The following is a 26,124-nucleotide window of genomic DNA, read 5'->3' as shown; positions in this document are numbered from 1 at the left end:
CGGTTGAAAAGACGCCGCCGCGCCCTACAACAGCCATGCAACGTGTCAGGCGCATCGATGGTTCCGCCGCCCGAGGGGGGCAAATGTTGCCAGCGGGAACATTTTGTTATCGGCTTGTTATCGGCCCGGAAGTGCCGCTGGTGGATTATTGAGCGGTTTTGAGAATCAGATTTCTGGCAGAGCCGATATTTGAAATCTGGTTCCTTATTTAGCAGCCTTCTATCTGTCAGTTTCCGGCTCTCACAATCGTGCCGGGGCACCGGTCAAAACGGGATCACATAAAAATGAAATGGCTCAAATCGCTCCTCGTCGTCGGAACGCTGCAGGTTCTGGCGATCACCGCCGGTCATGCCGGCGCCAATCTCGACCAGATCAAGCAGGCCGGCGTCATCAAGGTCGGCACCGAAGGCACCTACGCGCCCTTCACCTATCATGACGAGTCCAACGCGCTGGTCGGCTTCGACGTCGAGATCGCCAAGGCCATCGGCGACAAGCTCGGCGTCAAGGTCGAGTTCCTCGAAGGCAAGTGGGACGGGCTGATCGCCGGCCTCGACGCCAACCGCTACGACGCCGTCATCAACGAGGTCGGCATCACCGACGCGCGCAAGGCCAAGTATGATTTCTCCGATCCCTACATCGCCTCGAAAGCGGTGCTGATCGTGCGCGGCGACAACACCGACATCAAGACCTTCGCCGACCTCAAGGGCAAGAAGTCGGCGCAGTCGCTGACCTCCAACTTCGGCAAGCTCGCCGAGTCGAACGGCGCCGAGCTCGTCGGCACCGACGGCTTCGACCAGTCGATCCAGCTGCTGCTTACCGGCCGCGCCGATGCCACGATCAACGACAGCCTCTCCTTCCTCGATTTCAAGAAGCACAAGCCGGACGCCAATGTGAAGATCGCCGCGCAGGAAGAGAATGCCGATTACTCGGGCGTCATCGTGCGCAAGGGCGATCCGGAGCTGGTCGCGGCCATCAACAAGGCGCTGGCCGACATCAAGGCCGACGGCACCTACCAGAAGATCGCCGACAAATATTTCGGCCAGGACGTTTCGAAGTAAGGCAATCGTCAGTTTCTTCGGATACCGGGGGGCCGTCAATGACGGCCCGCCATTTCTTGCATGGTATCCATGGGGGCCGTCAAAGACGGCCCGTCATTTCACACGATATTCATGCGCCGCCGTCTTTGACGGCCCGCCGGTTTTTGCATGATAGTCAGTCCATACGGGGGAACGCGCCGCCGTATCTGGATGGGAGAAGCGCGCCGTGCCGCACTGGCTGCAATTGATGCTGGACTCTCTGCCGACGCTGTTGTGGGCGGCGCTGATCTTTACCGTGCCGCTGACGCTCCTGTCCTTCGCGCTCGGGCTCATCGCCGGACTGGCGACGGCGCTGATCCGGCTGTTCGGTCCGAAGCCGCTGGTCGCGCTGGTGCGCTTCTATGTCTGGATCTTTCGCGGCACGCCGCTGCTCGTGCAACTGTTCCTGATCTTCTACGGCCTGCCGTCGGTCGGCATCCTGCTCGATGCCTTTCCCGCCGCGCTGATCGGCTTCACGCTCAACATCGGCGCCTATACGTCGGAGATCATCCGCGCCGTCATCGGCTCGGTGCCGAAGGGCCAGTGGGAGGCGTCCTATTCGATCGGCATGACCTGGAGCCAGGCGATGCGGCGCACGATCCTGCCGCAGGCCGGCCGCGTCGCGGTGCCGCCGCTGTCCAACACCTTCATCTCGCTGGTCAAGGATACCTCGCTCGCCGCGGCGATCACGGTGCCCGAGATGTTCCAGGCCGCGCAGCGCATCGTCGCCACCAGCTATGAACCGCTGATCCTCTATGTCGAGGCTGCGGCGCTCTATCTCGCGTTGAGCTCGGTGCTGTCGGCGCTGCAGGCGCGGCTGGAGGTGCGGCTCAACCGCTATGGCGGGTTCCTGGAGGCCAACGCATGATCGGCCTCACCAACATCGAAAAGCGCTTCGGCGACAATCTGGTGCTGAAAGGCGTAACCGTCAGCCTGGACGAGGGCAGCGTGACGGCGCTGGTCGGTCCTTCCGGCGGCGGCAAAAGCACGCTGCTGCGCTGCATCAACCTGTTGGAGATCCCGACCTCCGGTTCCTTGCGCATCGGCGACGAGACGATTGCGTTCCAACCGGGCGGCAAGGTGCCGTCCAAGGACATCCAGCGCATCCGCCTGCAAACCGGCATGGTGTTCCAGAATTTCCAGCTCTTCCCGCACCGCACGGCGATCGAGAATGTCATGGAGGGGCTGGTGACGGTGCTGAAGTGGCCAGAGCCAAAGGCGCGCGAGCGGGCGATGGCGCTGCTCGAAAAGGTTGGCATGGCGCACAAGGCCGACGCCTGGCCGGCGACGCTGTCGGGTGGCCAGCAGCAGCGCGTGGCGATCGCCCGGGCGCTGGCGCCGTCGCCGCGCGTGCTGCTGTGCGACGAGCCGACCTCGGCGCTCGACCCGGAACTCGCGCAGGAAGTGGTCGACGTGCTTGGGCAACTGGCCCGAGAAGGCACGACCATGGTGATGGCCACGCATGACCTGCGGCTCGCCTCCAAGATCGCGCAGGAAGTCGTCTTCCTCGATGCCGGTTCGATCGTCGAGAAAGGCCCGGCCTCGGTCGTGTTCGACAATCCGGAGCGCGAGCGGACGAAACGCTTCATCGCCTCGCTGCGGCAGGAGGAAGCGCAGAAGGAAGCTGGCGGCTAAAGCAGGTCGCGTGAAAAAGGATTCACGCAACCTGCTTTAAGTCTTTGATCTTAAGCATGTCTTTGTCCCGAAACCGGGACCACTTTCGGGAGACATGCTTTAAGCTCCTACCTCCCCCTTGTGGGAAGCCAATCGCCGTATGCGAGGGTCCCAGAAACAAAAAACCCGGCGCAAGGCCGGGTTCTTCGTGCAGAAAAGCAGAAAAGCTCAGGCAGCTTCTTCCTGTTCGGATTCCTCGTTGTCGGCCTTGGCGCCGCGCTTCGGACCCTTGTTGAGGTTGACCTCGATGAGGCGAACCGCCTCCGTCTCCGACATGCGGTTCACCGCGGCGATCTCGCGGGCCATACGGTCGAGCGCGGCTTCATACAGCTGACGCTCGGAGTAGGACTGCTCCGGCTGGTTGTCGGCGCGATAGAGGTCGCGCACCACTTCCGAGATCGAGATCAGGTCGCCGGAATTGATCTTGGCATCATATTCCTGGGCGCGGCGCGACCACATGGTGCGCTTGATGCGGGCGCGGCCCTGCACGACCTTCAGCGCGCGGTCGACATAGTCCTCTTCCGACAGCTTGCGCATGCCGATCGAGGTCGCCTTGGCGACCGGAACCTTCAGCCGCATCTTGTCCTTCTGGAAATCGATGACGAACAGTTCCAGCTTGTGACCCGCAACTTCCTGCTCGTCGATCGCCACGATCTGGCCGACGCCGTGCGCCGGATAGACGATGAACTCGCCGGTCTTGAACCCGTGGCGGGCCGCGCTGGACTTCTTCTGTGGGGTGACCGTTGCCATTACGCCCTGAACTCCTTAGTTGTGCAGCCGGCATCATGCCGGCTCGAACCGATGGGGTCGGCGATAGCCGACCATTAGCCGCGCAACAGGATGAGCCCACCGGAAAAGCAGGGACCGGCATATCGCACAAATGCGACCGCCTGCCCCAGATCGCTCTGGTCCGGATCTAGAAGCTCACCTTTCAGTGATTTGGGGCGTTAGCGCCATAAATCGACGTTGTGTCACCGGCATGTTTCGCTGATGTAACACAAAAAGTCGGAAGAATCAAGGTTTTGCTGCGTTCGCTAACGCCAAACGGGGTCGCTGCCTGTCAAGACAGCAATTGTATCGGTCTCGTTACGCCGCGTCATGCCGGCGTTGCCGGCGCCAGCATCAATCGCCTTCGCCAGGCTCCGGCGAAAAATATTTCTCGAACTTCCCGGCCTCGCCATCGAAGGTCTTGGCGTCTGCCGGCGGTTCTTTCTTGGCGGTGATGTTTGGCCATTTCTCGGCGTATTCGGAATTGACCTGCAACCATTTGTCGAGGCCGCCCTCGGTGTCCGGCTTGATCGCGTCGGCCGGGCATTCGGGCTCGCACACGCCGCAGTCGATGCACTCGTCAGGGTGAATGACGAGCATGTTCTCGCCTTCGTAGAAACAGTCGACCGGACAGACCTCGATGCAGTCCATGTATTTGCATTTGATGCAATTGTCGGTCACGACATAGGTCATTGCAGGCTCCGGAACGTCCCGATTTGCTCGGCTTTTTCAGGTTGAGGTAACGCCTTTGCCGGCTGCTTGCAAGGGCAGGGCATTTGTGTGCGGCCGGCATCGGGAAATGGAATTCCAGCGGTCTCGCCGGTTGCGGTCCGGCTGGCCCAATTCAATCATCGCCGAGCAGACGGTCAGTCTGCCGCCGCTCGCGTTTGGTCGGACGCCCGCTGCCGGCCTCGCGCAGGGCCGGAATGGCGTCCGGAACCGCCTCGCCCTTGGGTGTCGGCGCCGGCGACATATCCTCGTAAAGCAGCCGCGCTTCGTCGGCCGGACCGCGCCTGGCGCCACAGTTCAGCACTTTCCAGACCAGGATGCGGCCCTCGAGCGTGATGGTCAGCACGTCGCCGGGCTTGACCAGATCCGAGGCCTGCGCTGCTTTGTCGCGATTGATACGGACGCGCCCGGCGACGACGACTTTCGCCGCCAGCGACCGTGATTTCACCGCGCGCGAGAAGAACAGCCATTTGTCGATACGCTGGCGGCCCTCTCCAACCATCGCGACTAGCTTTGTTGGAGCATGATCTTATCCGAAAACCGGTTCCCACTTTTCGCTGACGCGGTCCTTCGGTTCGGGATCATGCTGTCTCTTCGTTGGAGCATGATCTCGCCCGAAAACCGGTTCCCACTTTTCGGGATCATGCTCTAGGCTATTTCTTCAGCTGGTCGCGCAAGGCGGCGAGCTTGGCGAAGGGCGAATCCGGATCGAAGCGCTGCGGACGTTCTTCGCGCGGCTTGCCCTGGAAGGCCGGCTTGCCGCCCGGGGCATTGCCCTTGCCGTCCTGCCTGTTGCCCTTCCAGTCGGGCCGGCCCTCGCGGCGGCCCCCTTCGTGGCGATCCGGGCGCTCGCCTTGCGGCCTGCCTTCGCGCCGGTCGCCGGTCTCCGGTCTCGGCTTGAACTTCGAGCGGTCGAAGCGCGGCTTGCCAGCGCCGTCGCGCTGCTCGCGGCGGCCCTCATGGGCGGGCTTGTCGCCAGGCTGGCCGCTAGCGGCGCCCGCCTGTCCGTCGCGCGCGGGCTGGCCGCCGCGGGGGCGATTGTCGCGACGGTTGTCGTGGCGATGGCGCGGACGCTGATGGTCGAAACGCGCCTGACGCCACAGAAGGACAGGCTTCGGCTCCTCAGCCTCGGCCGGGGTTTCGCCGGTGGCGGCTTCCGTCGTCGTTTCAGTAGGTGCGGTGGCCTCGCTTGCAGTCGGGGTTTCGGTCTGCAAGGACCCGGCCAGAGCCGAGGGCCCGCCTTCCTCCGTCACGGCCTCGCCTGCCGGCTCATCGCTTTGCGCTGCCGGCTCGCTTGCCGCTGCAGCTTCCACGGGAGCCTCCGCTTCCACGGTCTCCTGTCCGGTTGTTTCGCCGACAGGTTCCGCCGCGCTTTCGGTCGAGGTCTCCGTCGCATGGATTTCGGCGCCGGCCGTCTCCGGGCTCTCGACCGACGTTGCCTCGGCCGCGGCTTCGGGGGCTTCCGTCGCTTGCGCAGCACGTGCCGCTTCTTCCGCGGCAAGCTTGGCCGCGGCCGCTTCACGGGCGGCGTCGTCCTGCGCGTCGAGCTTCGCCTTCACCTCGGCGGCCGGCTTTGCCTCGGAGCGATAGCCGAGACCCTTGAGGATCTCTTCCATGTCGTCGGCGGTGGCGCCGAGGATCGACATCATCGGCGGCGTCACCATGAAGGCGTGGCCGTCATAGGCGCCGTCCGGACGCTGGCCGAGGCCGGGCTTCCAGTTGGTCGCCGGGCGGATGAGGTCGGCAAGCCTTTCCAGGATATCGATGCGCACGGCGCGGCGGCCGAGATTGCGGTAGCCGGCGAGCTTGTAGAAGGTCTTGTCGAAGGCCGGGTCGATGACCACCGAGGTGCGGCCCGAGGCCAGCGCATGCACCACGTCGCCGAAGCCAGGCTTGTCCTTGCCGTCGTTCTTCAGCGCCCAGAGCAAGGTCACCAGGCCGGCCGGCGCCGGCTTGATCAGCGCAGGCACGAAGACATGGTAGGCGCCGAAGCGGACGCCGAGGCGGCGCAGCGCCGCGCGGCCTTCCTGGTCGAGAGATTTCATCTCCTCCGCGATGTCGCGGCGGTTGATCAGGCCGAAATGCTCGACCAGCTGGAAGGCGATGCCGCGCGCGATGCCGGTGAGCTGGTCGGCATTCTTCAGATCGACCAGCGGCTTCAAGAGCGACTCGATCTGGAAATTGACGAAACGCTCGGCGCGCGCCGCCACCTTGTCGCGGGCAGGGCCAGTCAGCTGCTCGTCTGCAAGCAACACCAGGCGCGGCTTCAGCGCCTCGTCGCCGGCGACCAGCGTGCCGATCGGCGCGCCGATCCAGCGCAAGATGCCGTCCGAGCCCAAGGCCAGGTCGCCATTGGCGCAGGCGGCAAAGCGCTCGGCGCGCGCGTCGAACTCGGCCGCGAGCGCCTTCTGGGCGGCGGTACGCACCGCCTTGGCGTCCTCGCCGCCGGCGCTCTGGTCGGCGGTGAAGCGGAACCCTTGCAACTCGCCGACATGATGGCCTTCGACGAGGACGGTTCCGGTAGGGCTGATTTCGGCTTCAGGCATGGTATTTTCTCTAAGGCGCCGCATGAGGACGGAAGTCCTGCGGTCTACGAAGCGTTTCGTCAACCGCTCATGCAGCGCATCCGACAATCTGTCTTCGATTTCGCGCGTCTTTTCCTGCCAGTGTAGCTGATCGGCCAGCCAGCCGGGGCGGTTGGAGACGAAAGTCCAGGTGCGGATCTGCGCGATCCGGTGCGAGAGCGTGTCGATATCGCCTTCCGTCGTGTCGGCGCGCCGCACCTGCTCGGCCATGTAATTCTCATCGACATGGCCATGACGAGCAAGGTCCATATAGATGGAGGCGATGAGGTCGGCATGCTGCGCCGGCGCGATCTTGCGGTAGTCGGGGAGCGCGCAGGCCTCCCACAGCAGCGCCACGCGCTCCTTGCCGGTGGCCAAGGCGCGGATATCGCCGTCGCGCGACAGATGCTCCAGCGCCTGCGCGTCCACGGCCGGCAGCGCGCGGGTCAGCCCTTCGACCGGTGCATTGGTCTCGATCGAGCGTTTCAGCGCATCGAGGCTGGAAAAGTCGAAATCCGCGGTGCGCCATTGCAGCACCTTCACCGGGTCGAAGTCGTGCCCCTCGACCTTGGCGACCAGATCCTCGTCGAACGGATCGACCTGGCCGGTGACGCCGAACGTGCCGTCGCGCAGGTGCCGGCCGGCGCGGCCCGCGATCTGGCCAAGCTCGGCCGCGGTCAGGTTGCGGTATTGGTAGCCGTCGAATTTGCGGTTCTGGGCAAAGGCGACATGGTCGAGGTCGAGGTTCAGCCCCATGCCGATGGCGTCGGTGGCGATGAGATAGTCGACGTCGCCGGACTGGAAGATCTCGACCTGCGCGTTGCGGGTGCGCGGCGAAAGCGCGCCAAGCACGACGGCAGCACCGCCCTGCTGGCGGCGGATCAGTTCTGCGATGGCATAGACCTCGTCGGCGGAGAAAGCGACGATCGCCGTGCGCCGCGGCAGCCGGGTGAGCTTCTTCGAGCCGGCATAGGCAAGGTGCGACAGCCGCGGCCGCGTCACCACCGACACACCCTTCAGCAGCTTCTGCAGGATGCCGTGCATGGTGGCGGCGCCCAGAAGCAGCGTCTCCTGGCGGCCGCGCAGATGCAGGATGCGATCGGTGAAGATATGGCCGCGCTCGAGATCGCCGGCGAGCTGCACCTCGTCGATGGCGACGAAGGCGGCGTCGGTCTCGCGCGGCATCGCCTCGACGGTGCAGACGGAATATTTCGCGCCGGCGGGCACGATCTTCTCCTCGCCGGTGATCAGCGCCACCTTGTGGGCGCCGACCTTCTCGCAGACACGGGCATAGACCTCGCGAGCAAGCAGTCTCAGCGGCAGGCCGATGATGCCGGTCTCGTGCGCGACCATGCGCTCGATGGCGAGATGGGTCTTGCCGGTGTTGGTGGGCCCTAGCACGGCCGTCACGTCGCGGCCTGAAAGGATCAGCGGCTGGGAATGTTTCGGCTGGATGTTCATCGGCTCGGAAATAAGGTTTCTGCCGCTTGTAGTCTGAAGCACGGCGATGCCGCCGCGTGTGACAGGCGACACATAGGGACTTCGGGCGTGAAGCGAAAGCGGAATGTTCCTTTGGAGACAGGCGAGGCAGGCCGGGGCGTTCAAAATCGGCTGCTTGTTAACGGCTGGAACGAGTCTGGAACGAATCAGCGACGAATCGCTGACTCGTTCTGATTCAGGTTTTGTTCACGGCTATATGTGGATTTTTTGACGCTGAGTCTCACCACATGCTGAATCGGGCAATTGGCCCGATTCATGCTTGACCGCCGCTGGACCCGAGCGGTCGTTAACTTTTGCCGGCGAGCCGCCGCGGTCGACTCTAGGGACGCTCGCAAGGTTATGAAATTGTTGATTTTTCTTAACGGCATTTAACGATTTCGGTAATGTTTTGGCGCTCCGCCATTAACTTTTCGGCCAAAGCCAGAACGAATCGGCGACGAATCAGAGATGCGCGAAGTTTCCCGGTTTGTTCACCCCTAGATATGGTGTTATCCACAGCTTGCCCACCGAGGATTCACAGCTTGTGAGAGGGGTTGCGCACAGGGCGTGGCCGGGGCCGTTAACTTTTGCGTGCCGGATTGAGGCACGGTGTCGCGCCGGGCTTGCCGGCGGGCGAAAAAGGCGGCTCCGTTGCCGGAGCCGCCTTGGTGTCGTGCGTATCAGACGAAGTACTGGCCGCCATTGGCGGTGATGGTCGAGCCGGTGATGAAGCCGGCCTCGTCGGAAGCCAGAAAGACGACGCAGCGCGCGATCTCTTCCGGTTCGCCGAGGCGGCCGACCGGGATCTGCGGGATGATGCGCTCGTTGAGCACCTTCTCGTCGATCGCCTTGACCATTTCGGTCGCGATATAGCCGGGGCAGATGACGTTGACGGTGATGCCCGCGCGGGCGCCTTCCTGGGCAAGAGCCTTGCTGAAGCCGATGTCGCCGGCCTTGGCGGCCGAGTAGTTGGCCTGGCCGGCCTGGCCCTTCTGGCCGTTGATCGAGGAAATGGTGACGACGCGGCCGAACTTGCGGTCGCGCATGCCGCTCCACAAAGGATGCGTCATGTTGAAGACGCCGGAGAGGTTGGTGTCGATGACTTCCTTCCACTGCGCGGGCGTCATCTTGTGGAACATGGCGTCGCGGGTGATGCCGGCATTGTTGACCAGCACGGAGACCGGACCGAGATCGGCCTCGACCTGCTTGATGCCGGCGGCGCAGGCCTCGTAGTCGGCGACGGACCATTTGTAGACCGGGATGCCGGTCTCGGCCTTGAATTTCTGTGCCGCCTCGTCATTGCCGGCATAGTTCGCCGCGACCGAATAGCCGGCGTTCTTCAAGGCGACCGATATCGCCGCGCCGATGCCGCGCGACCCGCCCGTGACGATTGTTACCTTGCTCATGCATTCCCTCCCTTTGGTCGGGAGTGAATAGGGAATAGCGAGTAGCGAGTAGGGGTTTGATATCCTGTCGCGCTGACGCCATTCTTCCCTATTCGCTACTCCCTATTCACTACTCACTTCTCTTTCAGAGTGCTTCGACGCACATGGCGACGCCCATGCCGCCGCCGATGCAAAGCGTGGCGAGACCCTTCTTGGCGCCGCGGCGGCGCATCTCGTAGACCAGCGTGTTGAAGACGCGGGCGCCAGACGCGCCGATCGGATGGCCGATGGCGATGGCGCCGCCGTTGACGTTGACGATCGAGGGGTCCCAGCCCATGCCCTTGTTGACGGCGCATGCCTGCGCGGCGAAGGCTTCGTTGGCCTCGACGAGGTCGAGATCCTTGACCGACCAGCCGGCCTTTTCCAGCGCCCGCTTCGAAGCGGGAATGGGCCCCGTGCCCATGATCGCCGGATCGACGCCGGCGGTCGCCCAGGAGGCGATGCGGACCAGCGGGGTGATGCCGCGCCGGGCAGCCTCGGCCTCGGTCATCAGCAGCGCGCCGGCGGCGCCGTCATTGATGCCGGAGGCGTTGGCGGCCGTGACCGTGCCGTCCTTGTCGAAAGCGGGCTTCAGCTTGGTCATGGCGTCGAGCGTCGCGCCGAGACGGATATACTCGTCCTGGTCGACGATGGTGTCACCCTTCTTGCCCTTGATGGTGAAGGCGACGATCTCGTCCTTGAACCTGCCGGCCTTCTGCGCGGCTTCGGCCTTGTTCTGCGAGGCGAGCGCGAACTCGTCCTGGGTTTCGCGGGTGATCTGGAACTGGCGTGCGACGTTCTCGGCGGTGTTGCCCATATGGTAGCCGTTGAAGGCATCCCACAGGCCGTCCTTGATCATGGTGTCGATCATCTTGTAGTCGCCCATCTTGACGCCGGCGCGCAGATGCTCGGCATGCGGCGACAGCGACATCGATTCCTGGCCGCCGGCGACGATCACCTTGGCATCGCCCGTGGCGATCTGCTGCATGCCGAGCGCGATGGCGCGCAGGCCCGAGCCGCAGACCTGGTTGAGGCCCCAGGCGGTGGTCTCCTTCGGCAGGCCGGCGTTGATCGAGGCCTGGCGCGCCGGGTTCTGGCCTTGAGCGGCGGTCAGCACCTGACCGAGGATGACCTCGTCGACTTCCGCCGCCTCGACGCCGGAACGCGCGAGCAATTCCCTGATGACGACGGCGCCGAGCTCATGCGCCGGCGTGGCGGCGAAACTGCCGTTGAAGGAGCCGACCGCGGTGCGGGCGGCGCTGGCGACGACGATTGAATTGGAAGCGGACATTTTCTTCTCCAGACTTCGAGGTGGCGTATTTTCGAGATCGCTTTAGGACTTTCTTGCCCGTTCGAAACCCTGAGTCAAACCGGAAATGGGCATGACCGCCATGCGCGGCAAGCAGAGCGCGCGCCAGTCGCGGTAACGTGAGGTCGGCAATGCGGCGGATTTTGCAATGGCTGTGCAGCATTAATTGATGCCGCAGTGCACAAACCACTTGGAATTGTGACGCTTTTGCGCGTATCCTCGATAAAGGGTGCAATCGTTACCGGCCGCTTACTCCTAGAGGTGCCGGTGTCCTGGGGAGGATACGGATGGCCGCAAAAGACGACCCGATCGTCATCAAGAAGTATGCCAATCGCCGGCTCTACAATACCGGCACAAGCACCTATGTGACGCTCGAGGACTTGGCCGAGATGGTCAAGAAGGGCGAGGAATTCACGGTCCAGGACGCAAAGACCGGCGACGACATCACGCATCCGGTGCTGACGCAGATCATCTTCGAGCTCGAGAACAAGGATGGGCAGAACATGCTGCCGATCCCGTTCCTGCGCCAGCTCATCTCCTTCTACGGCGACCAGATGCAGATGATCGTGCCGAGCTTCCTCGAACAGTCGATGATTGCCTTCTCCAAGGAGCAGGAGCGGTTCCGCGAGCAGCTGAAGGGCGCCTTCGGCAAGGCGCCGATCGACATGATGAAGACGCCGATTAAGGCGCTCGAGGAACAGACGCGCCGCAATGTCGAGATGTTCCAGAACGCCATGCGCATGTTCACGCCGTTCCCATCCGCCGGCGGCAATTCGGCAGCACCTGCCGAGCCGCCGAAGAAGGAAGAAAAGGGCGACGACCTGCAGGAGTTGAAGGCGCAGATTGCGGCCATGCAGCGCAAGCTGGACACGATGTCCTGACGGGTGTGTTGATATTCAGGTGAGGCCGGCCTGCGAACGACGGCCTCCTGCGCTTCCGGTGCTCACGTACTTTAAGTACGCTCCGCTCCGGCCTTCGCCGGCCGAAGCCCTCATAAGTGCCTTCGCTCTATGAAGGCTACGGCCGGCGTAGGCCGGTTCTCGGAAGCCATCGTTCTCGACTCGGCCTGACCTGAATCTCAACACACCCTACGGCGCTTCATTGCAAGGCGTTGGTGACACTACGTCCCCACAGGCCCGTCATAGCGGGCGCGGGGCCTGATCAGCCTGTTGCTGGTCACCTGCTCGACGGCATGCGCGGTCCAGCCGACGCTGCGGCCGAGGGCGAACAGACGGAACGGAGCGTCGGTGGGCAGGCGCAGGCCGCGGGTGATCGCGGCTAAAGCGAAATCGATGTTCGGATGCAGCCCGGTCGCGGCAAGAACCGCCTTGCGCAGTTGCAACAACCCGTCGTCGATCCTGAAATCGGAAAACAGGCCCTCGGCGCGCGGGTCGCCTTCCGGATAGAGCGGGTGTCCGAAGCCTGGCAGCGGCCGGTCGTGCGCCAGCCAGCGGGCGATCGCCTCGTCCGGACCCAGCCGCTCCGCATCCTCGACCAGCGCGATCGCCGCAGCACCGGCGCCGCCATGGCGCGGGCCGCTCAGCGTCGCAAGGCCGGCGAGCAGGCAGGCGGCGATCGGCGCGCCGGTGGAGGCCGCGACGCGGGCGGCGAAGGTCGAGGCGTTGAGCTCGTGATCGGCCAGCAGCACCAGCGCCTTGCGGATGAGGTCTGCGCCCGCGGCGTCAACCGACCAGCCCTGCGCCAGCCTTAAATGCACGGGTTCGGAGCCTGGCGTCGCGCCGAGCGCCGTGGCCAGCGCGCTGGTCGCCGCGGCGCCGTCCTGCTGCAGCATGGCCGGCCTGCGGCCAAGCGAGGGCCAGCCTTCGGCCGCCAGCGCCGACAGCCTGGCAAAGGCCGTTGGCGTGCCGCTTTGCCGGGCGGCTGACGGCGTCAGCGAAGCGAACGACACCGGACGGTCGGAGGCCCACAGCAGTTCGGCGGTCTGCTCGAGCGTCGCCGTCGCCGAAAGCTCCACGGCGTCCCTGCCGCGATAGATGAGGCGGCCATGCAGCGCCGTCGAGATGGAAGTGGCGATCGCCGGTTCGCCCCAGGCAATGGCGCCTTCGGCGATCGCCTGCGGGCTCCTGCCGCGGTCGCGGCGCGTGGCAAGGGCGGCGATGTCGTCGGCGCGGTACTGGCTGCGGCGCGGGTCGGCGTCGTCCGGCTTCATGCCGATGCGGCCGCGGCTGACATAGGCATAAAGCGTCTGCGGCCGGACGCTCAGCCGCTCCAGCGCTTCATCCCGCGTCAGCCACTCCGTCATCTGCCGCCTTACATTGATTATCTTGATCAAGATTGATGCATTGATTGTGCAGCATTAATTACAATGCACAAAAGGTCAAGGAGACGATCATGGCGAATGGGCTCGATGATATTGTGGCGGCCGACACGGTGCTTTCCGATGTCGACGGTGTGGGCGGGCACCTCACCATCCGGGGCCATTCGCTGATGGAGCTCGCCGGCCACTGGCGCTACGCGCAGGTGGTGCGGCTGCTGTTCGACGGCTTCTTCGACGACCTTCCGGGCGATGCCGAACTGGAGAAGGCGATCGGCAAGGCGCGGGTGGAAGTATTTGATCGTGTGAAACCGATGCTTGCCCAGCTGGCGCCGCTCCACGTCTACAGCGGCATGCGGGCCGGCATGGCCGTCCTGCCGGACGGCGACGGGCTTGCCGATGCGCTGCGGCTCATCGCGGCGCCGGCTGTGCTGACGCCGGCACTGCTGCGCCTTGGCCGGGGCGAGACGCCGGTCGCCCCCGACGAAAATGCCGATCATGCCGGCGATATGCTGCGGATGCTCACCGGCACTGCCTCGCCGGCGCTTGCCAAGGCGCTGGACAGCTATCTGGTGACGGTCTGCGACCACGGCCTCAACGCCTCGACCTTCGCAACCCGCGTGGTAGCGTCGACGCAGGCCGGGCTGCCCTCGGCGATCCTGGCCGGGCTCGGCGCGCTGAAAGGCCCGCTGCATGGCGGCGCGCCGGGGCCGGTGGTCGAGATGCTGGACGCCATCGTGGCGAGCAACGATGCCACCGCATGGCTGCGTAACGAGATCGCGCACGGCCGGCGCATCATGGGTTTCGGCCATCGCATCTACCGCGTGCGCGACCCGCGCGCCGACGCCCTGAAGACGGTCGTGCGGCAGCTCGGTTCCCGCAATGAGACCGGTAGCCGGCTGGCCTTCGCCGAGACGGTGGAACAGGCGGCGCTCGAAGTGCTCAGGATCGCCAAGCCGCAACGCTCGATCCAGACCAATGTCGAGTTCTACACCGCGCTTCTCCTGGAAGCGGTCGGCTTCCCGAAAGAGGCATTCTCCAACGTCTTTGCCGCCGGCCGCGTTGCCGGCTGGCTCGCCCACGCGCGCGAGCAGCAGGCGACTGGGCGGCTGATCCGGCCGCAGTCGCGGTATGTCGGACCGATGCCCGATCTCGTGGCCTGAGCTTGGTTCCTCGCCCCCGCAAAGCGGGGGAGAGGTGGCCCGGCGAAGCCGGGACGGAGAGGGGGACGCTGGCCGTAAAGCGGCGTCCCTTCCGGGCGAAGTGCTGGCTGACTCCTCAATAGGCAGTAGTAGTAGTAGTTCGCGGGAGCCAAACCTCCGGCGGCCGCGAAGGCCCCTCTCCGTCCCGGCTTCGCCGGGCCACCTCTCCCCCGCTTTGCGGGGGCGAGGAAAGAACCCCATGACCGAAATTTCATCAGATCACGCTTGTGTGTTCGTGTTCTTGCCTTGGTCCGCCCTTATATGCTGCACTGCAACATAAGCTGACTGCGCCGACTTCGTCCAAATGACGCCGCGGCAGGCCGGCACATCGAGACAAGGAACGCCATGGCGAAGAACGGCAAGGCGGAGGAAAAGAAGAAGATCAACGTCGCGCTCCAGGGCGGCGGTTCGCATGGCGCTTTTTCCTGGGGCGTGCTCGATCGGCTGCTGGAGGATGGGCGGCTGGAGATCGCGGCGGTGTCCGGCACCAGCGCCGGCGCCATGAACGCGGTGGCGCTGGCCGACGGTTTTGTGCGTGGCGGCGTGGAAGGCGCGCGCAAAAAGCTCGACGATTTCTGGCGGGCGGTGGCCTCGAAAGGCCGTTTCAGCCCGGTGCAGCGCATGCCCTGGGACGTGGCCTGGGGCAACTGGTCGATCGAGAACACGCCCGGCTACGTCTTCTTCGACACGATGTCGCGGGTGTTCTCGCCCTATGTCGCCAATCCGCTCGGCCTCAACCCGCTGCGCGACGTGGTGGAGAAGGAGATCGACTTTTCCAATGTGCGCGCCTGCAAGTCGATGGAGCTGTTCATCTCGGCGACCAATGTCGAGACCGGGCAATTGCGCGTCTTCTCCGACGGCGAGATCGACCTCGACACGGTGATGGCCTCGGCCTGCCTGCCGCAATTGTTCCAGGCGGTCGAGATCAAGGGCGTGCCCTATTGGGATGGCGGCTATGGCGGCAACCCGGCGCTCTATCCGTTCTTCAAGACGGCGGCGACCGAGGACGTGCTCCTAGTGCAGATCAACCCGGTCGTGCGCGAAGGCACGCCGAAAAGCGCCAACGAGATCCAGAACCGCATCGACGAGATCACCTTCAACGCCGGGCTGCTGCGCGAATTCCGCTCGATCGCCTTCGTCAAGGAACTGATCGCGGCCGGACGCCTGCCGCATGGCGAATATCGCGACATCCGCATGCACCGCATCGATGCCGACGAGGCGTTCAAGGACCTCTCCGCGTCTTCCAAGGTCAATGCCGAATGGGCTTTCATCGCCTATCTGCGCGACCTCGGCCGCAGCGCCGCCAGCGACTGGCTGGAGGAGAATTACGACGCCGTCGGCCAGCGGCCGACACTCGATCTCTCGGGCGAGCTCGACGACGGCTTCAAGCCGTTGCGCGGCCCGGCGCCGGGCCGTCGCGTCAAGGAATTCCTGGCCGCCCATGTCAAACCGGAATCCGCGCGGCGGCGGGCGTAGAGCGCTCGATTGTCAGCATCTTCCCCAGCGGAACCGGCGAGGCGCTGGATCACGTCTTCGGCGCGATGTAGTCTTACGTCGACGTAAACGGGAGGTGGCGATGCTGCAGACCAGACAGAATACTCTCGGGGTCAGGTTTGAAGCGCAGTGCAGGGCCTTCGAGAAAGAGCCGTTCCCGACGCTGGAGGCGCGCAAGGACCGGCTGAGCCGCCTTCTCGCGCTCACCGAAAGGCATGGGGCCGAGATCTGCGCGGCGATCGACAGCGATTTCTCCGCTCGCTCGGCCGAGGAAACGCGGCTTGCCGAACTGTTCGTCGTGCGCGCCGGCATCAGGCATGTGCTGTCGCATCTCGGCGCCTGGATGCGCGAGCGCCGCGTCGCCACCAGCCTGCCGTTCCTGCCGGGCCGCAACCGCCTCTTGCCGCAGCCTCTCGGTGTCGTCGGCATCGTCTCGCCCTGGAACTATCCTTTCCAGCTCGCCATCGCGCCGGCGACCGCGGCACTGGCGGCCGGCAACCGCGTCATGATCAAGCCGTCGGAGCTGACGCCGAAGTTTTCGGACCTGCTCGCCAGCCTGGTCGAAAAATACTTCGCCGCCGATGAGGTCTGCGTGATGGTCGGCGACGCGGAGGTCGGCAAGGCGTTCGTGTCGCTGCCGTTCGACCACCTCCTGTTCACCGGCTCGACAGCCGTCGGCCGCCAGGTGGCGCTGGCCGCCGCCGCCAATCTGACGCCGGTGACGCTCGAGCTCGGCGGCAAGTCGCCGGCGATCTTCGATCCGTCCTGCGATCTCGACGCGGCCGTCGCCAGCGTCGCCTATGGCAAGCTGCTCAATGCCGGCCAGACCTGCATCGCGCCGGACTATCTGATGGTGCCGCAAGGCCAGGGCGCGGCGATCGCGGCCAAGTTCGCCTCGGCAATCGCGAAGCTCTATCCGCGCCTCGGCGACAATCGCGACTATACGGCGATCGTCAGCGAACGGCATCACCGGCGGCTGGTCGACATGGTCACGGAAGCGCGCGACAGCGGCGCCGACATTACCGAGGTCAATCCCGCGAATGAGAAGCTCGGCGTCACCGACCGCAAGATGGCGCCCGTGCTGGTGCGCAATGCGGGCGAGAATCTGCGGCTGATGCGCGAGGAGATCTTCGGGCCAGTCCTGCCGATCGTCGAATATGGCACGGTGGATGAGGCCATCGAGCATGTGAACCGGGGCGAGCGTCCGCTGGCGCTCTACTGGTTCGGCAGCGACAGCGCCAATCGCCAGAGGGTCATGCGGGAAACCGTGGCCGGCGGCGTCACGGTCAACGACTGCATGCTGCATCTGGTGCAGGAACGGCAGCCCTTCGGCGGTGTCGGCGAGAGCGGCACCGGCGCCTATCACGGCGAATGGGGCTTTCGCACCTTCAGCAAGGAAAAGCCGATCTTCATCCAGTCCAAGTTCAGCGCCGGTGGCCTGCTGCGTCCGCCTTACGGCAGGACCTTCGAGCGTCTCTTCCGGTTGCTCAACCTCATTACTTGACAACTTTAGCCGGGAAATGGCGGGGCGTGACTGCTTCAAACAAGCGATTGTCGCTGCTTGCGGAAGATTTTTTGCATCATACTGACGGCTGCTGCCAGTAACCTTGGGGAAACTGTCGGCGCGCCCGCAAAAGCGCCAGCCGCAGGCAGAAAAGTCGTTGTTTGTCGAGAAATCACATTCCGCGCCGCAATGCTTCCGCAACTTTTCCGGCTATATTGCGCCGCAACTTTCAGGTAGAAGCGGCGCTTCGCCGATCACGGCAAATTGAACTAGGCCCCGCGCACACCCATATCGGCCGCGCGCCCGAGTCGGAAGCGCCGACCTCGCCAGGTCCTGCAACGGAAAAATGACGATGCCGAAAATCAGGTTTCACAAGCTTGCAGCCATTGTCGTGCTCATCGGGTTCGCGGCCTGGATGGGGACCGGCGAGTTTTCGTCGGTCGGCAGTGCCGCCGACAAGTCGGTTACCACCGACAAACATCCCGCTGACGCCGGCAAGCCGGCGCAGCCGCAGGCCGCCAAGCCGGACGCGGCGCAGGCCGAGCCGAAGGCCCCGTTGCGTACCGTCGCGGTGGTAACGCCGCCGCGCAAGACCTTCGCGCGGGCGATACGGATTTCGGGTCTCACGGAGGCCGACAAGCGCGCCGTGTTGGCGACGCGCGTTGCCGGCGTCATCGACAAGCTGCCGGTCAAGCAGGGCGACCACGTCAAGACCGGCGATCTCGTGCTCATGCTCGCGGCCGAGGAGAAGATCTCCAATGTCGACAACGCCAAGCAGTTGCTTGTGCAGCGCAAGGCCGAGCTCGACGCCGCCGAGCGTCTGGCCAAGACCGGCAATCTGCCGAAGCTGCAGCTCGACACGGCCCGCTCCAACCTGACGCTCGCGCAATCGCAGCTCGATACCGCGCAGGCCGAACTCGACCGCAACGAGGTCAAGGCGCCCTTCGACGGCGTCATCGACCGCGTCCCCGTCGAGCTCGGCAGCTCGGTGATGCAGGGTGGCGAGGTGGCGACGATCCTGAAGCTCGATCCGGTGATCGCGCGCGGCGAGATCAGCGAGCGCGATCTGCGCTACATCAAGATCGGCGACGAGGCCGATGTACGCCTGGTCAACGACCAGAAGGTCACCGGCACCGTGCGCTACATCAGCCGCGATGCCTCGGCGCAGACCCGCACCTTCCGCGTCGAGGTGGCGATCCCCAACGGGGACGGCTCCATCCCCGCCGGCATGACGGCCGAGATCACGCTCAGCGCCGAGCCGACCAATGCGGTCATGCTGCCGCGCTCGGTGGTGACGCTGGGCGACAAGGGCGACCTCGGCATCCGCGCCGTCGGCAAGGACGACAAGGTCGCGTTCTTCCCGATCGATCTCGTCGACGACACGCCGCACGGCCTGGTGCTGGGCGGCATTCCTGAAGGTGCGCGCATCATCGTCGCCGGTCAGGAACTGGTGAAGGAAGGCGATCTGGTGAAGCCCGTCGAGGCCGACCAGGCGACCATCAGCAAGCTGATCGGCGAAGCCGCCGCCGGCACGCAGTAAAGCACGACGCGCCGGTCGCCGAACCGATCCGGCGATGGCAGTCCGAAGCCTCCGAAGCATAACAGGCCGAAGTCATGGATATCGTCAGACTCGCCATCAACAACGCCCGCCTCACCATATCGGCGCTGATGTTCCTGCTCATCGCGGGCTGGATCGCCTATCAGTCGACGCCCAAGGAAGCGGAACCCGACGTTCCGATTCCGATGATGTATGTCAGCCTGATCTACCAGGGCATCTCGCCGGAGGATTCCGAGCGCCTGCTGCTGAGGCCGATGGAAAGCAAGCTCAAGAGCCTGAAAGGGCTCAAGGAGATGCGCTCGGCCGCCTTCCAGGGCGGCGGCTATGTGATGGTCGAGTTCCAGCCGCAGACCAATCTGGCCACCGCGCTGCAGGATACGCGCAGCAAGGTGCAGGACGCCAAGGCCGACCTGCCGCAGGCGGCCGAGGAGCCGGTCGTCACGGAGGTCAACATCTCCGAATTCCCCGTCATGGTCGTGACGCTGTCGGGCGACTTGCCGGAACGCACACTGACGGCGGCGGCGCGCGAGCTGCGCGATCGGATCGAGGAAGTGCCGGGCGTGCTCGAAGGGTCGCTGCAGGGGGCGCGCGACGACCTCGTCGAGGTCGTCATCGATCCGGTGAAGCTGTCGTCCTACGGGCTGCAGCTCGACCAGGTGATGCAAGGCGTCGGCGCTTCGAACAGCCTGGTTGCCGCCGGCAATCTCGAAGGCTCGGAGGGCAAGTACGCCGTCAAGGTGCCGTCGCTGATCGAGACGCCGGAGGACGTCGCCAACCTGCCGGTGGTCGCCACGCCCAACGCCGTGGTGCAGGCCAAGGACATCGCCACGATACGCTCGACCTTCAAGGACGCCGAGACGATCACCCGTCTCGACGGCAAGCCGGCCATCGCGATCGAGGTGAAGAAGCGCATCGGCGCCAATCTGATCGACACGCTGAACCATGTCCGGGAGGTGTCGGACAATTACGTCAAGACGATGCCCGAGGGCATGCATGTCACCTACACGCAGGACAAGTCCGTCTTCGTCAACCAGTTGCTCGGCGACCTGCAGAACCATGTGATGATCGCCGTCATCCTGGTGTTCATCGTCATCCTCTACGCGCTGTCCGGCCGCGCCTCGCTGCTGATCGGCCTTGCCATTCCATCGTCGTTCCTGATCGGCATCCTTTTGCTCGCCATGATGGGCTACACGATCAACATGATCGTGCTGTTCAGCCTCATCCTGGCGGTTGGCATGCTGGTCGACGACGCCATCATCGTCACCGAATTCGCGGAACGGCGCATGAGCGAAGGCATGCCGAAGGCCGACGCCTTCGCTTTGGCCGCAAGGCGCATGGCTGGGCCGGTGATCGCGGCGACGATGACGCGCATTGCCGCCTTCTCGCCGCTGTTGTTCTGGCCCGGCATCATCGGCGACTTCATGAAATACATGCCGATCACGCTGATCGTGACGCTGTCGGCCTCGATGCTCTATGCGCTGGTGTTCGCGCCGACCTTGGGCGCCATCTTCGCCAAGGCGCCACAGCATCACGAGGATGATCACCGCGACGGCTGGTACATGGCGATCGTCAAGCAGGCGGTGCGCTTCCCGATCACCGTCATGCTGCTCACCATCGGCCTTCTTATCGGCGTGAGCGTTGCCTATTCCAAATATGGCGCCGGCGTCGAGTTCTTCCCCAGCGTCGAGCCGGATTACGGCCTGCTCTATGTGCATGCGCGCGGCAATCTTTCGCTGGCCGAAATGGACGCCGCCACCAAGACGGCCGAAAACCGGCTGCTCGGCTGGCCGGGCGTCAAGTCGGTCTATACGCGCGTCGGCAAGTCGCAAGGCGGCGGCCAGGACGTTCCGGAAGACGTGGTCGGCAATATCCAGTACGAATTCGTCGACTGGCGCCAGCGCAAGTCCGCCAATCAAATCCTCAGCGACCTGCGCGGCGCCATGGCCGGCATTCCCGGCGTCGATGTCGAGGTGCGCGTGCCGGAAGCAGGGCCGCCGACCGGCAAGCCGATCCAGATCCGGCTGTCGGCCGTCGATCCGGCCGGCCTCGACGACAAGGCGCGGGCCGTGGCGGCACGCATCGCCAAGATCCCCAACGTCATCGACATCTCGGATGGACTGCCGCCACCCGGTGTCGACTGGGCGATCGAGGTCGACCGCGCCAAGGCCGCGCAATACGGCATCAGCCCGACATCAGTGGGCACGGTGGTGCAGTTGGTGACCAATGGCCTGAAGCTTTCGGAATACCGGCCCGCCGGAGCGGACAAGGCGGTCGACATAAGGCTGCGCCTGCCGGAAGACCGGCGCACCCTGTCAACACTCGACGAGCTTCGCGTGCAGACCCCGCAGGGCTCGGTGCCGATCTCGAACTTCGTCGTCCGCAAGGCAAAACCCAGCGTCGGCATCCTCAACCGCATCGATGGCGCGCGCACCGTGGTCGTGCAGGCCAATGTCAGCTCCGGCGCGCAGGTCGCCGCGGTGCAACAGGAAGTCACCAAGGCCGTCGCCGACATGGGCCTCGGCAGCGGCATCCGCTGGAAGCTGGCTGGTTCCAACGAGGACAGCGCGGAAGCGAGCGCCTTCCTCGGCAAGGCATTCGGGGCCGCCATCTTCCTGATCTTCCTGGTGCTGCTCATGCAGTTCAACAAGTTCACCAGCGTGCTGATGGTGCTGTCCTGCGTGGTCATGGCGACGATCGGCGTGTTCCTGGGCCTGCTCTTGACCGGAGAGGCGTTCGGCATCGTCATGTCGGGCATCGGCGTCATCGCGCTCGCCGGCGTGGTGGTGAACAACAACATCGTGCTGATCGACACCTATGACCGGCTGCGCGAGGAGGGCTGGGACAAGATGGACGCTGTGCTGCAGACCTGCCGGGAGCGCGCCCGGCCGGTGGTGCTGACCGCCGTCTCGGCGATCCTCGGTGTGCTGCCGATCGCCTTCGGTCTCGGCCTTGAAATCTTCCACCACGAGACGACGATCAAGGCGCCGTCGACGCAATGGTGGATTTCGCTGTCCTCGGCCATCGTCTTCGGCCTATCCTTCGCGACCCTGCTGACGCTGGTGGTGACGCCGTCGATGCTGATGATCTTCACGCGCAGCAAGAACAGCCGGTTCTACGCCTTCTTCCGGCGCTTGTTCGGGCGCGACAAGCGCAAGGCTGCGACCGGCGAGCCGGTTGCCGAGACGAGCGCCGGGCCGGTAGAGGCATTCCCGAAAGCTGCGGAATAGCGCGGTCCCACAATCCTAAGGATAAAAGCCGCCCGGGAACAACCGGGCGGCTTTTTGCATTGTCCCCTCGAAGTTCGATTAGTGCGTTTCACCGTTTCACGGAAACGGCGAACTGCCCTATCTCTTTGTTTTTACGCAATTCCGGACGGAAAACCGCTCACACTTTTCCTGGAATTGCTTTGGACGGCGAGGGTTTCTCATGACCATCACGACACTTCTCGTAATAATCCTGGTTCTGATCCTGATCGGCGCCGTGCCGGCCTGGCCGCATTCGCGTTCCTGGGGCTACGGGCCGTCCGGCATCGTCGGCGTCATCCTGATCGTGCTGCTGATCCTTTTGTTGATGGGCAGGGTCTGATCAGGCGGCCCGGCTAACGGGTTCCACGGCGATACCGATATCCTGCAGCGCTTCCTTCACCGCCTGGTCGAGCGGGGTGTGCGGGATTTCGCCGATGACCTCCTCGAGCCGCGTCGAGGTGAGCCGGTGCGCTTCGAAGCGCAGATAGGACATGGTGACGATCTCGCGCCACATGGCCACGAACGGGCTGCCGGCGCGCAGCACCCACCAGGGCATGAAGGAGAGCTTCAGCTTGCGGCCGAGCGCCTTCTCGGCCGCGGCCTTCATGTCGAGATCGGTGATGGCGTGGCCGGGGAAGTTGATGGCTTCGTAGAAGCCGAGCTTGTCGAGGTTCTTCGCCAGGCCGACGAAGCCGACGGCGAAGTCCGGCAGGTAGGCCCATTCATGCGTCAGGTCGGCCGGGCCAGGCGCGGTGTAGACGCCTTTGTTCATTTTTGCGGCGACGACGAGGTCGAACCAGGAACCGCTGCCGGTGCCACCGAAGAAATCGCCCGCACGCAGGATAATGGTGCGCACCCGGCCGGCTTCGGCCTCGCCGCGGAACAGCGCCTCCATTGCGCAGCGGATGCGGCCTTTCTCGGTGGTCGGATGGAACGGCGTGTCCTCGGTGATGACCTGCGGCATCGGCGAGCCGTAATTGTAGACGGTGCCCGGGAAGAGATGCAGCGTGTCGTTCGCCCGGCAGGCAGCCATGACGTTCTCGGCCATCGGCATGCACTTGCCCCAGTCGGTGTAGATCGGGTTCAGGCCGTTGAAGATGATGTCGACGCCTTCGGTGGCGCGGATCAGGGAGTCGCGATCGAGCGCGTCGCCGGCGACTGCCGTGGCGCCCTTGAGCTCCGCCGGCACCTTGCCGGTGCGGGTCACGGCGCGGACATCGAAGCCGGCGTCGATGAAAGCCTTGCCGACCACGCGGCCGAGCCGGCCATTGGCGCCGAGGATTGCGATCTTGGTCATTTGTTCTCTCCGTTGCTTGCGTTTGCCCGGTTAATGTGAGGCGTTCACGAGCGAATTGAAATTGACCTTCTTTGGCGTTCTGTTATTCAAAAATGAATGAAGGAATTCGACTGGAACCTGATCAAGAGTTTCGTGGCGGTCGCCGATACCGGCAGCCTTTCGGCCGCGGCGCGCAGGCTTACGGCCAGCCAGCCGACGCTCGGCCGTCACATCGCCGAGCTCGAGTTAGCCCTCGGCGTCACTCTGTTCCGGCGTGGGCGGCGTGGCTACGAGCTGACCGAGGCGGGCAGCACGCTCTACGAGCGCGGCCGAACGGTCAGCGAGCAGGCCAATGCGTTTTCGCTGCTGGCGCTGGGCTCCGTCGAGGCGATCGAGGGCACGGTGCGCATCGCTGCCTCGGAGGTGGTCGCCGCCTTTGTGTTGCCGGACATGATGGCGCGTCTCGGCGAGGAGGAACCGGGCATCGAGGTCGAGATCGTCGCCTCGAACCAGGTCGAGAACCTTTTGCGCCGCGATGCCGATATCGCCATCCGCATGGTCAGGCCGGCGCAGAACGAGCTGGTGGCGCGCAAAGTCACCGACATCCCGCTCTGCCTATGCGCGGCAAGCGCCTATCTCGACCGGCGCGGCCGCCCGGAAACTGCCGCCGACCTCGCCGAGCACGCCTTGGTCGGTTTCGACCGCAGCGACGAGATCATTCGCGGCTTCACCTCGTTCGGCATCCCGGTCGGCCGCAGCCATTTCCGTTTCCGGACCGACAACCAGATCGTGCTGTGGGAGGCGGTGCGGACCGGCAACGGCATCGGCCTCGGCCAGGAGCCGCTGGCGGACCGCGATCCGGATATGGAGAAGCTGCTGCCCGATGTGCCGCTGCCGGTTCTGCCTGTGTGGCTCGCCATGCATCGCGACGTGCGCACCAGCATGCGCATCCGCCGTGTGGCGGATTTTCTGCATGAGGAACTGAAGCGCTACTCCGCCGGCACCGGCTAGAGCATGATGCTGAAAAGTTCGAAGCGGTTTTCGGACGGCATCATGCTCTATTTCCCTGATCCTAAAGCGCGTCACGCTGAAACGGATTCAGGCGACACGCTTTAAGCCTTTGTTTTGATGCATGTCGTTGTCCCAGAACCGCTGCGCACTTCTGGGCGACATGCATTGGAGCCGGATGATTTCAGGTCGATCCGACCTGAAATCCATCCGGCTCGGGAGCGAATTCGGCCCGGTGAGCGAGGCCTGCCATCAAAAGCACGATGACCAGCAGCCCGGATAGCGCAACGAAGATCGGGCCGAAGCTCGAATGCTCGGCGACGAAGCCGATCGCCGACGGCGCCACCAGGATGCCGGAATAGCCCATGGTGGTGACGACGCTCATGCCGGTGCCGGACGACATGCCTTCCTGGTTGCCGCCGGCTGAAAAGAGGATCGGCACCATGTTGGCGATACCGAAGCCGCAGAAGGCGAAAGCGGCGATGGCCAAGTAAGGCGAGGGCGAGAGGCCGGCGACCAGCATGCCGGCCGCGGCGACCAGCGCCGAGCCGCGCAAGGTCGCCACCGCGCCGAAGCGGTTGCGCACGCCGTCGCCCAGGAAACGCATCAGCGCCATGACGCCGGAGAAGGCGGCATAGGCGAGTCCGGCGACCGCGAGATCGGCGCCCAACTCCTGGTGCAGGAAGAGCGCCGCCCAGTCGAGCACCGCGCCCTCCGAGATCATGGTGAGCAGCGCCATCAGCCCGACCAGGTAGACGGCGGTGTGCCGCGGCAGCGTGAATTTCTGGTGCTCGACGGCCTGCGGCCGGTCCTCGGCGACAAGATAGCGAATGGCAAAGGCGATCACGGCAAAGGCGACGACCGTGACCACGACGGCATGGGGAAGATAGCCGTAGGTCTGGATCGAATAGCCGCCGAGCGCGCCGCCGGCGAAGCCGCCAAGGCTCCAGAAGCCGTGTGAGGACGACATGATCGCTCGGGAAAGCCTTCTTTCCACCACGACGGCATTCGAGTTCATGGCGACATCCATGCCGCCGATCGAGCCGCCGAAGATGAGCATGGCAATGGCCGCCAGGGGAACGTTGGGCGCGAGCGCCACGATCAGCAGGCCGAAGCTGCCGCAGATGCCAAACCAACGCGTCACGGTGCGCGAGCCGTGTCTGGAAATGAGATGGCCGCACCAGGTCATGGCTATGACGGCGCCGACGCCGAACAGCAGGATCAGCAGGCCGAGCGTGAATCTGGTGATGTCGAGCCGGGTAAGGAATACCGGAATCTGCGGCGCCCAGCTGCCCGTCAGAAAACCATTGGCAAGGAAAATGCCGGCCACGGCCCAGCGGCCGCGCGTCGCGTCCTGCATCGTGGTTTGCAAGGTCATAGTGAATTCCGCTGCGCCAAAGGCTTCGCGGGCAAATTAGATCGATTCAATTTGAGGTCAAGGGCCGCGGAAAGGAAGTGCTTGGACCAAGGGAGTACGTTCGTGGTAAGCTGCTGCCGTGGAGATTGGCCGAAACGCCCCTCCGATCGTCATCCACGGGC

20 protein-coding genes are annotated in these 26,124 nt (G+C 64.5%); 11 read left to right on the top strand and 9 right to left on the bottom strand.

Annotated elements, in window-relative coordinates:
• The first annotated feature begins 284 nt into the window (after positions 1–284).
• From RFM52_RS26790 to RFM52_RS26780, 3 genes are all read left to right on the top strand, one after another.
• Positions 285–1,058, top strand: a complete 774-nt coding sequence (locus RFM52_RS26790) for an amino acid ABC transporter substrate-binding protein (protein ID WP_320296471.1) — start codon at positions 285–287, stop codon at positions 1,056–1,058.
• A gap of 205 nt (positions 1,059–1,263) precedes the next feature.
• Positions 1,264–1,944 (top strand): ABC transporter permease subunit, encoded by a 681-nt coding sequence (locus RFM52_RS26785; protein ID WP_320296472.1) that lies wholly within the window; start codon positions 1,264–1,266, stop codon positions 1,942–1,944.
• The gene (locus RFM52_RS26780; RefSeq protein WP_320296473.1) at positions 1,941–2,711 is read left to right on the top strand and encodes an amino acid ABC transporter ATP-binding protein; all 771 of its coding nucleotides are present in this window, start codon (positions 1,941–1,943) and stop codon (positions 2,709–2,711) included. The genes RFM52_RS26785 and RFM52_RS26780 overlap by 4 nt, the downstream gene beginning before the upstream one ends.
• A gap of 207 nt (positions 2,712–2,918) precedes the next feature.
• Here RFM52_RS26780 and RFM52_RS26775 read toward each other — a convergent pair whose 3' ends face one another.
• The 6 genes from RFM52_RS26775 to RFM52_RS26750 all read right to left on the bottom strand — a co-directional run bounded on the left by RFM52_RS26775 (position 2,919) and on the right by RFM52_RS26750 (position 11,005).
• Positions 2,919–3,500, bottom strand: coding sequence for a CarD family transcriptional regulator (locus RFM52_RS26775; protein WP_320296474.1), 582 nt, complete (start codon positions 3,498–3,500; stop codon positions 2,919–2,921).
• A 372-nt stretch (positions 3,501–3,872) separates the two neighbouring features.
• Positions 3,873–4,211, bottom strand: coding sequence for a ferredoxin FdxA (fdxA, locus tag RFM52_RS26770; RefSeq protein WP_140645827.1), 339 nt, complete (start codon positions 4,209–4,211; stop codon positions 3,873–3,875).
• A gap of 151 nt (positions 4,212–4,362) precedes the next feature.
• Entirely contained in the window at positions 4,363–4,749 is a 387-nt protein-coding gene (locus tag RFM52_RS26765; protein WP_320296475.1) for an RNA-binding S4 domain-containing protein, read from the bottom strand.
• Positions 4,750–4,900: 151 nt separating this feature from the next.
• Positions 4,901–8,272: a helicase-related protein gene (locus RFM52_RS26760; protein WP_320296768.1), complete on the bottom strand. Its 3,372-nt coding sequence runs from the start codon at positions 8,270–8,272 to the stop codon at positions 4,901–4,903.
• Positions 8,273–8,970: 698 nt separating this feature from the next.
• A complete protein-coding gene (gene phbB, locus RFM52_RS26755) occupies positions 8,971–9,696 on the bottom strand; it encodes an acetoacetyl-CoA reductase (protein WP_320296476.1) in 726 nt (241 codons plus the stop codon).
• A gap of 124 nt (positions 9,697–9,820) precedes the next feature.
• A complete protein-coding gene (locus RFM52_RS26750) occupies positions 9,821–11,005 on the bottom strand; it encodes an acetyl-CoA C-acetyltransferase (protein ID WP_320296477.1) in 1,185 nt (394 codons plus the stop codon).
• 305 nt (positions 11,006–11,310) lie between these two features.
• On the opposite strand from RFM52_RS26750, the gene phaR reads away from it, so the two are divergent.
• Positions 11,311–11,904: a polyhydroxyalkanoate synthesis repressor PhaR gene (gene phaR, locus RFM52_RS26745; RefSeq protein WP_320296478.1), complete on the top strand. Its 594-nt coding sequence runs from the start codon at positions 11,311–11,313 to the stop codon at positions 11,902–11,904.
• Between the two features lie 239 nt (positions 11,905–12,143).
• On the opposite strand, the gene RFM52_RS26740 is transcribed toward phaR, so the two are convergent.
• Positions 12,144–13,286 (bottom strand): citrate synthase, encoded by a 1,143-nt coding sequence (locus RFM52_RS26740; protein ID WP_320296769.1) that lies wholly within the window; start codon positions 13,284–13,286, stop codon positions 12,144–12,146.
• A gap of 89 nt (positions 13,287–13,375) precedes the next feature.
• Between RFM52_RS26740 and RFM52_RS26735 the strand changes: the two genes are divergently transcribed.
• The 6 genes from RFM52_RS26735 to RFM52_RS26710 all read left to right on the top strand — a co-directional run bounded on the left by RFM52_RS26735 (position 13,376) and on the right by RFM52_RS26710 (position 22,641).
• Positions 13,376–14,461 (top strand): citrate synthase/methylcitrate synthase, encoded by a 1,086-nt coding sequence (locus RFM52_RS26735; RefSeq protein WP_320296479.1) that lies wholly within the window; start codon positions 13,376–13,378, stop codon positions 14,459–14,461.
• Between the two features lie 384 nt (positions 14,462–14,845).
• Positions 14,846–15,976 carry a patatin-like phospholipase family protein gene (locus tag RFM52_RS26730; RefSeq protein WP_320296480.1) on the top strand — a complete coding sequence of 377 codons (1,131 nt, stop codon included), beginning with the start codon at positions 14,846–14,848 and terminating at the stop codon, positions 15,974–15,976.
• 100 nt (positions 15,977–16,076) lie between these two features.
• On the top strand, positions 16,077–17,498 hold the full coding sequence (locus RFM52_RS26725) for a coniferyl aldehyde dehydrogenase (RefSeq protein WP_320296481.1): 1,422 nt from the start codon (positions 16,077–16,079) through the stop codon (positions 17,496–17,498).
• Positions 17,499–17,850: 352 nt separating this feature from the next.
• Complete coding sequence (locus RFM52_RS26720; RefSeq protein WP_320296482.1) at positions 17,851–19,038, top strand: efflux RND transporter periplasmic adaptor subunit; 1,188 nt, start codon at positions 17,851–17,853, stop codon at positions 19,036–19,038.
• A gap of 74 nt (positions 19,039–19,112) precedes the next feature.
• Positions 19,113–22,283 (top strand): efflux RND transporter permease subunit, encoded by a 3,171-nt coding sequence (locus RFM52_RS26715; RefSeq protein ID WP_320296483.1) that lies wholly within the window; start codon positions 19,113–19,115, stop codon positions 22,281–22,283.
• A gap of 199 nt (positions 22,284–22,482) precedes the next feature.
• Positions 22,483–22,641, top strand: a complete 159-nt coding sequence (locus RFM52_RS26710) for a DUF3309 family protein (protein ID WP_320296484.1) — start codon at positions 22,483–22,485, stop codon at positions 22,639–22,641.
• On the opposite strand, the gene RFM52_RS26705 is transcribed toward RFM52_RS26710, so the two are convergent.
• On the bottom strand, positions 22,642–23,598 hold the full coding sequence (locus RFM52_RS26705; protein ID WP_320296485.1) for an SDR family oxidoreductase: 957 nt from the start codon (positions 23,596–23,598) through the stop codon (positions 22,642–22,644).
• 96 nt (positions 23,599–23,694) lie between these two features.
• Between RFM52_RS26705 and RFM52_RS26700 the strand changes: the two genes are divergently transcribed.
• The gene (locus tag RFM52_RS26700) at positions 23,695–24,588 is read left to right on the top strand and encodes a LysR family transcriptional regulator (RefSeq protein WP_320296486.1); all 894 of its coding nucleotides are present in this window, start codon (positions 23,695–23,697) and stop codon (positions 24,586–24,588) included.
• Positions 24,589–24,769: 181 nt separating this feature from the next.
• Here RFM52_RS26700 and RFM52_RS26695 read toward each other — a convergent pair whose 3' ends face one another.
• On the bottom strand, positions 24,770–25,963 hold the full coding sequence (locus tag RFM52_RS26695; RefSeq protein WP_320296487.1) for an MFS transporter: 1,194 nt from the start codon (positions 25,961–25,963) through the stop codon (positions 24,770–24,772).
• Positions 25,964–26,124 lie beyond the last annotated feature (161 nt).

Source organism: Mesorhizobium humile (assembly GCF_033977215.1).
Taxonomy (GTDB): Bacteria; Pseudomonadota; Alphaproteobacteria; order Rhizobiales; family Rhizobiaceae; genus Mesorhizobium; species Mesorhizobium humile.
Note: the sequence above shows the minus strand (reverse complement) of the source record. Positions and strands in the feature narration are given on the sequence as shown.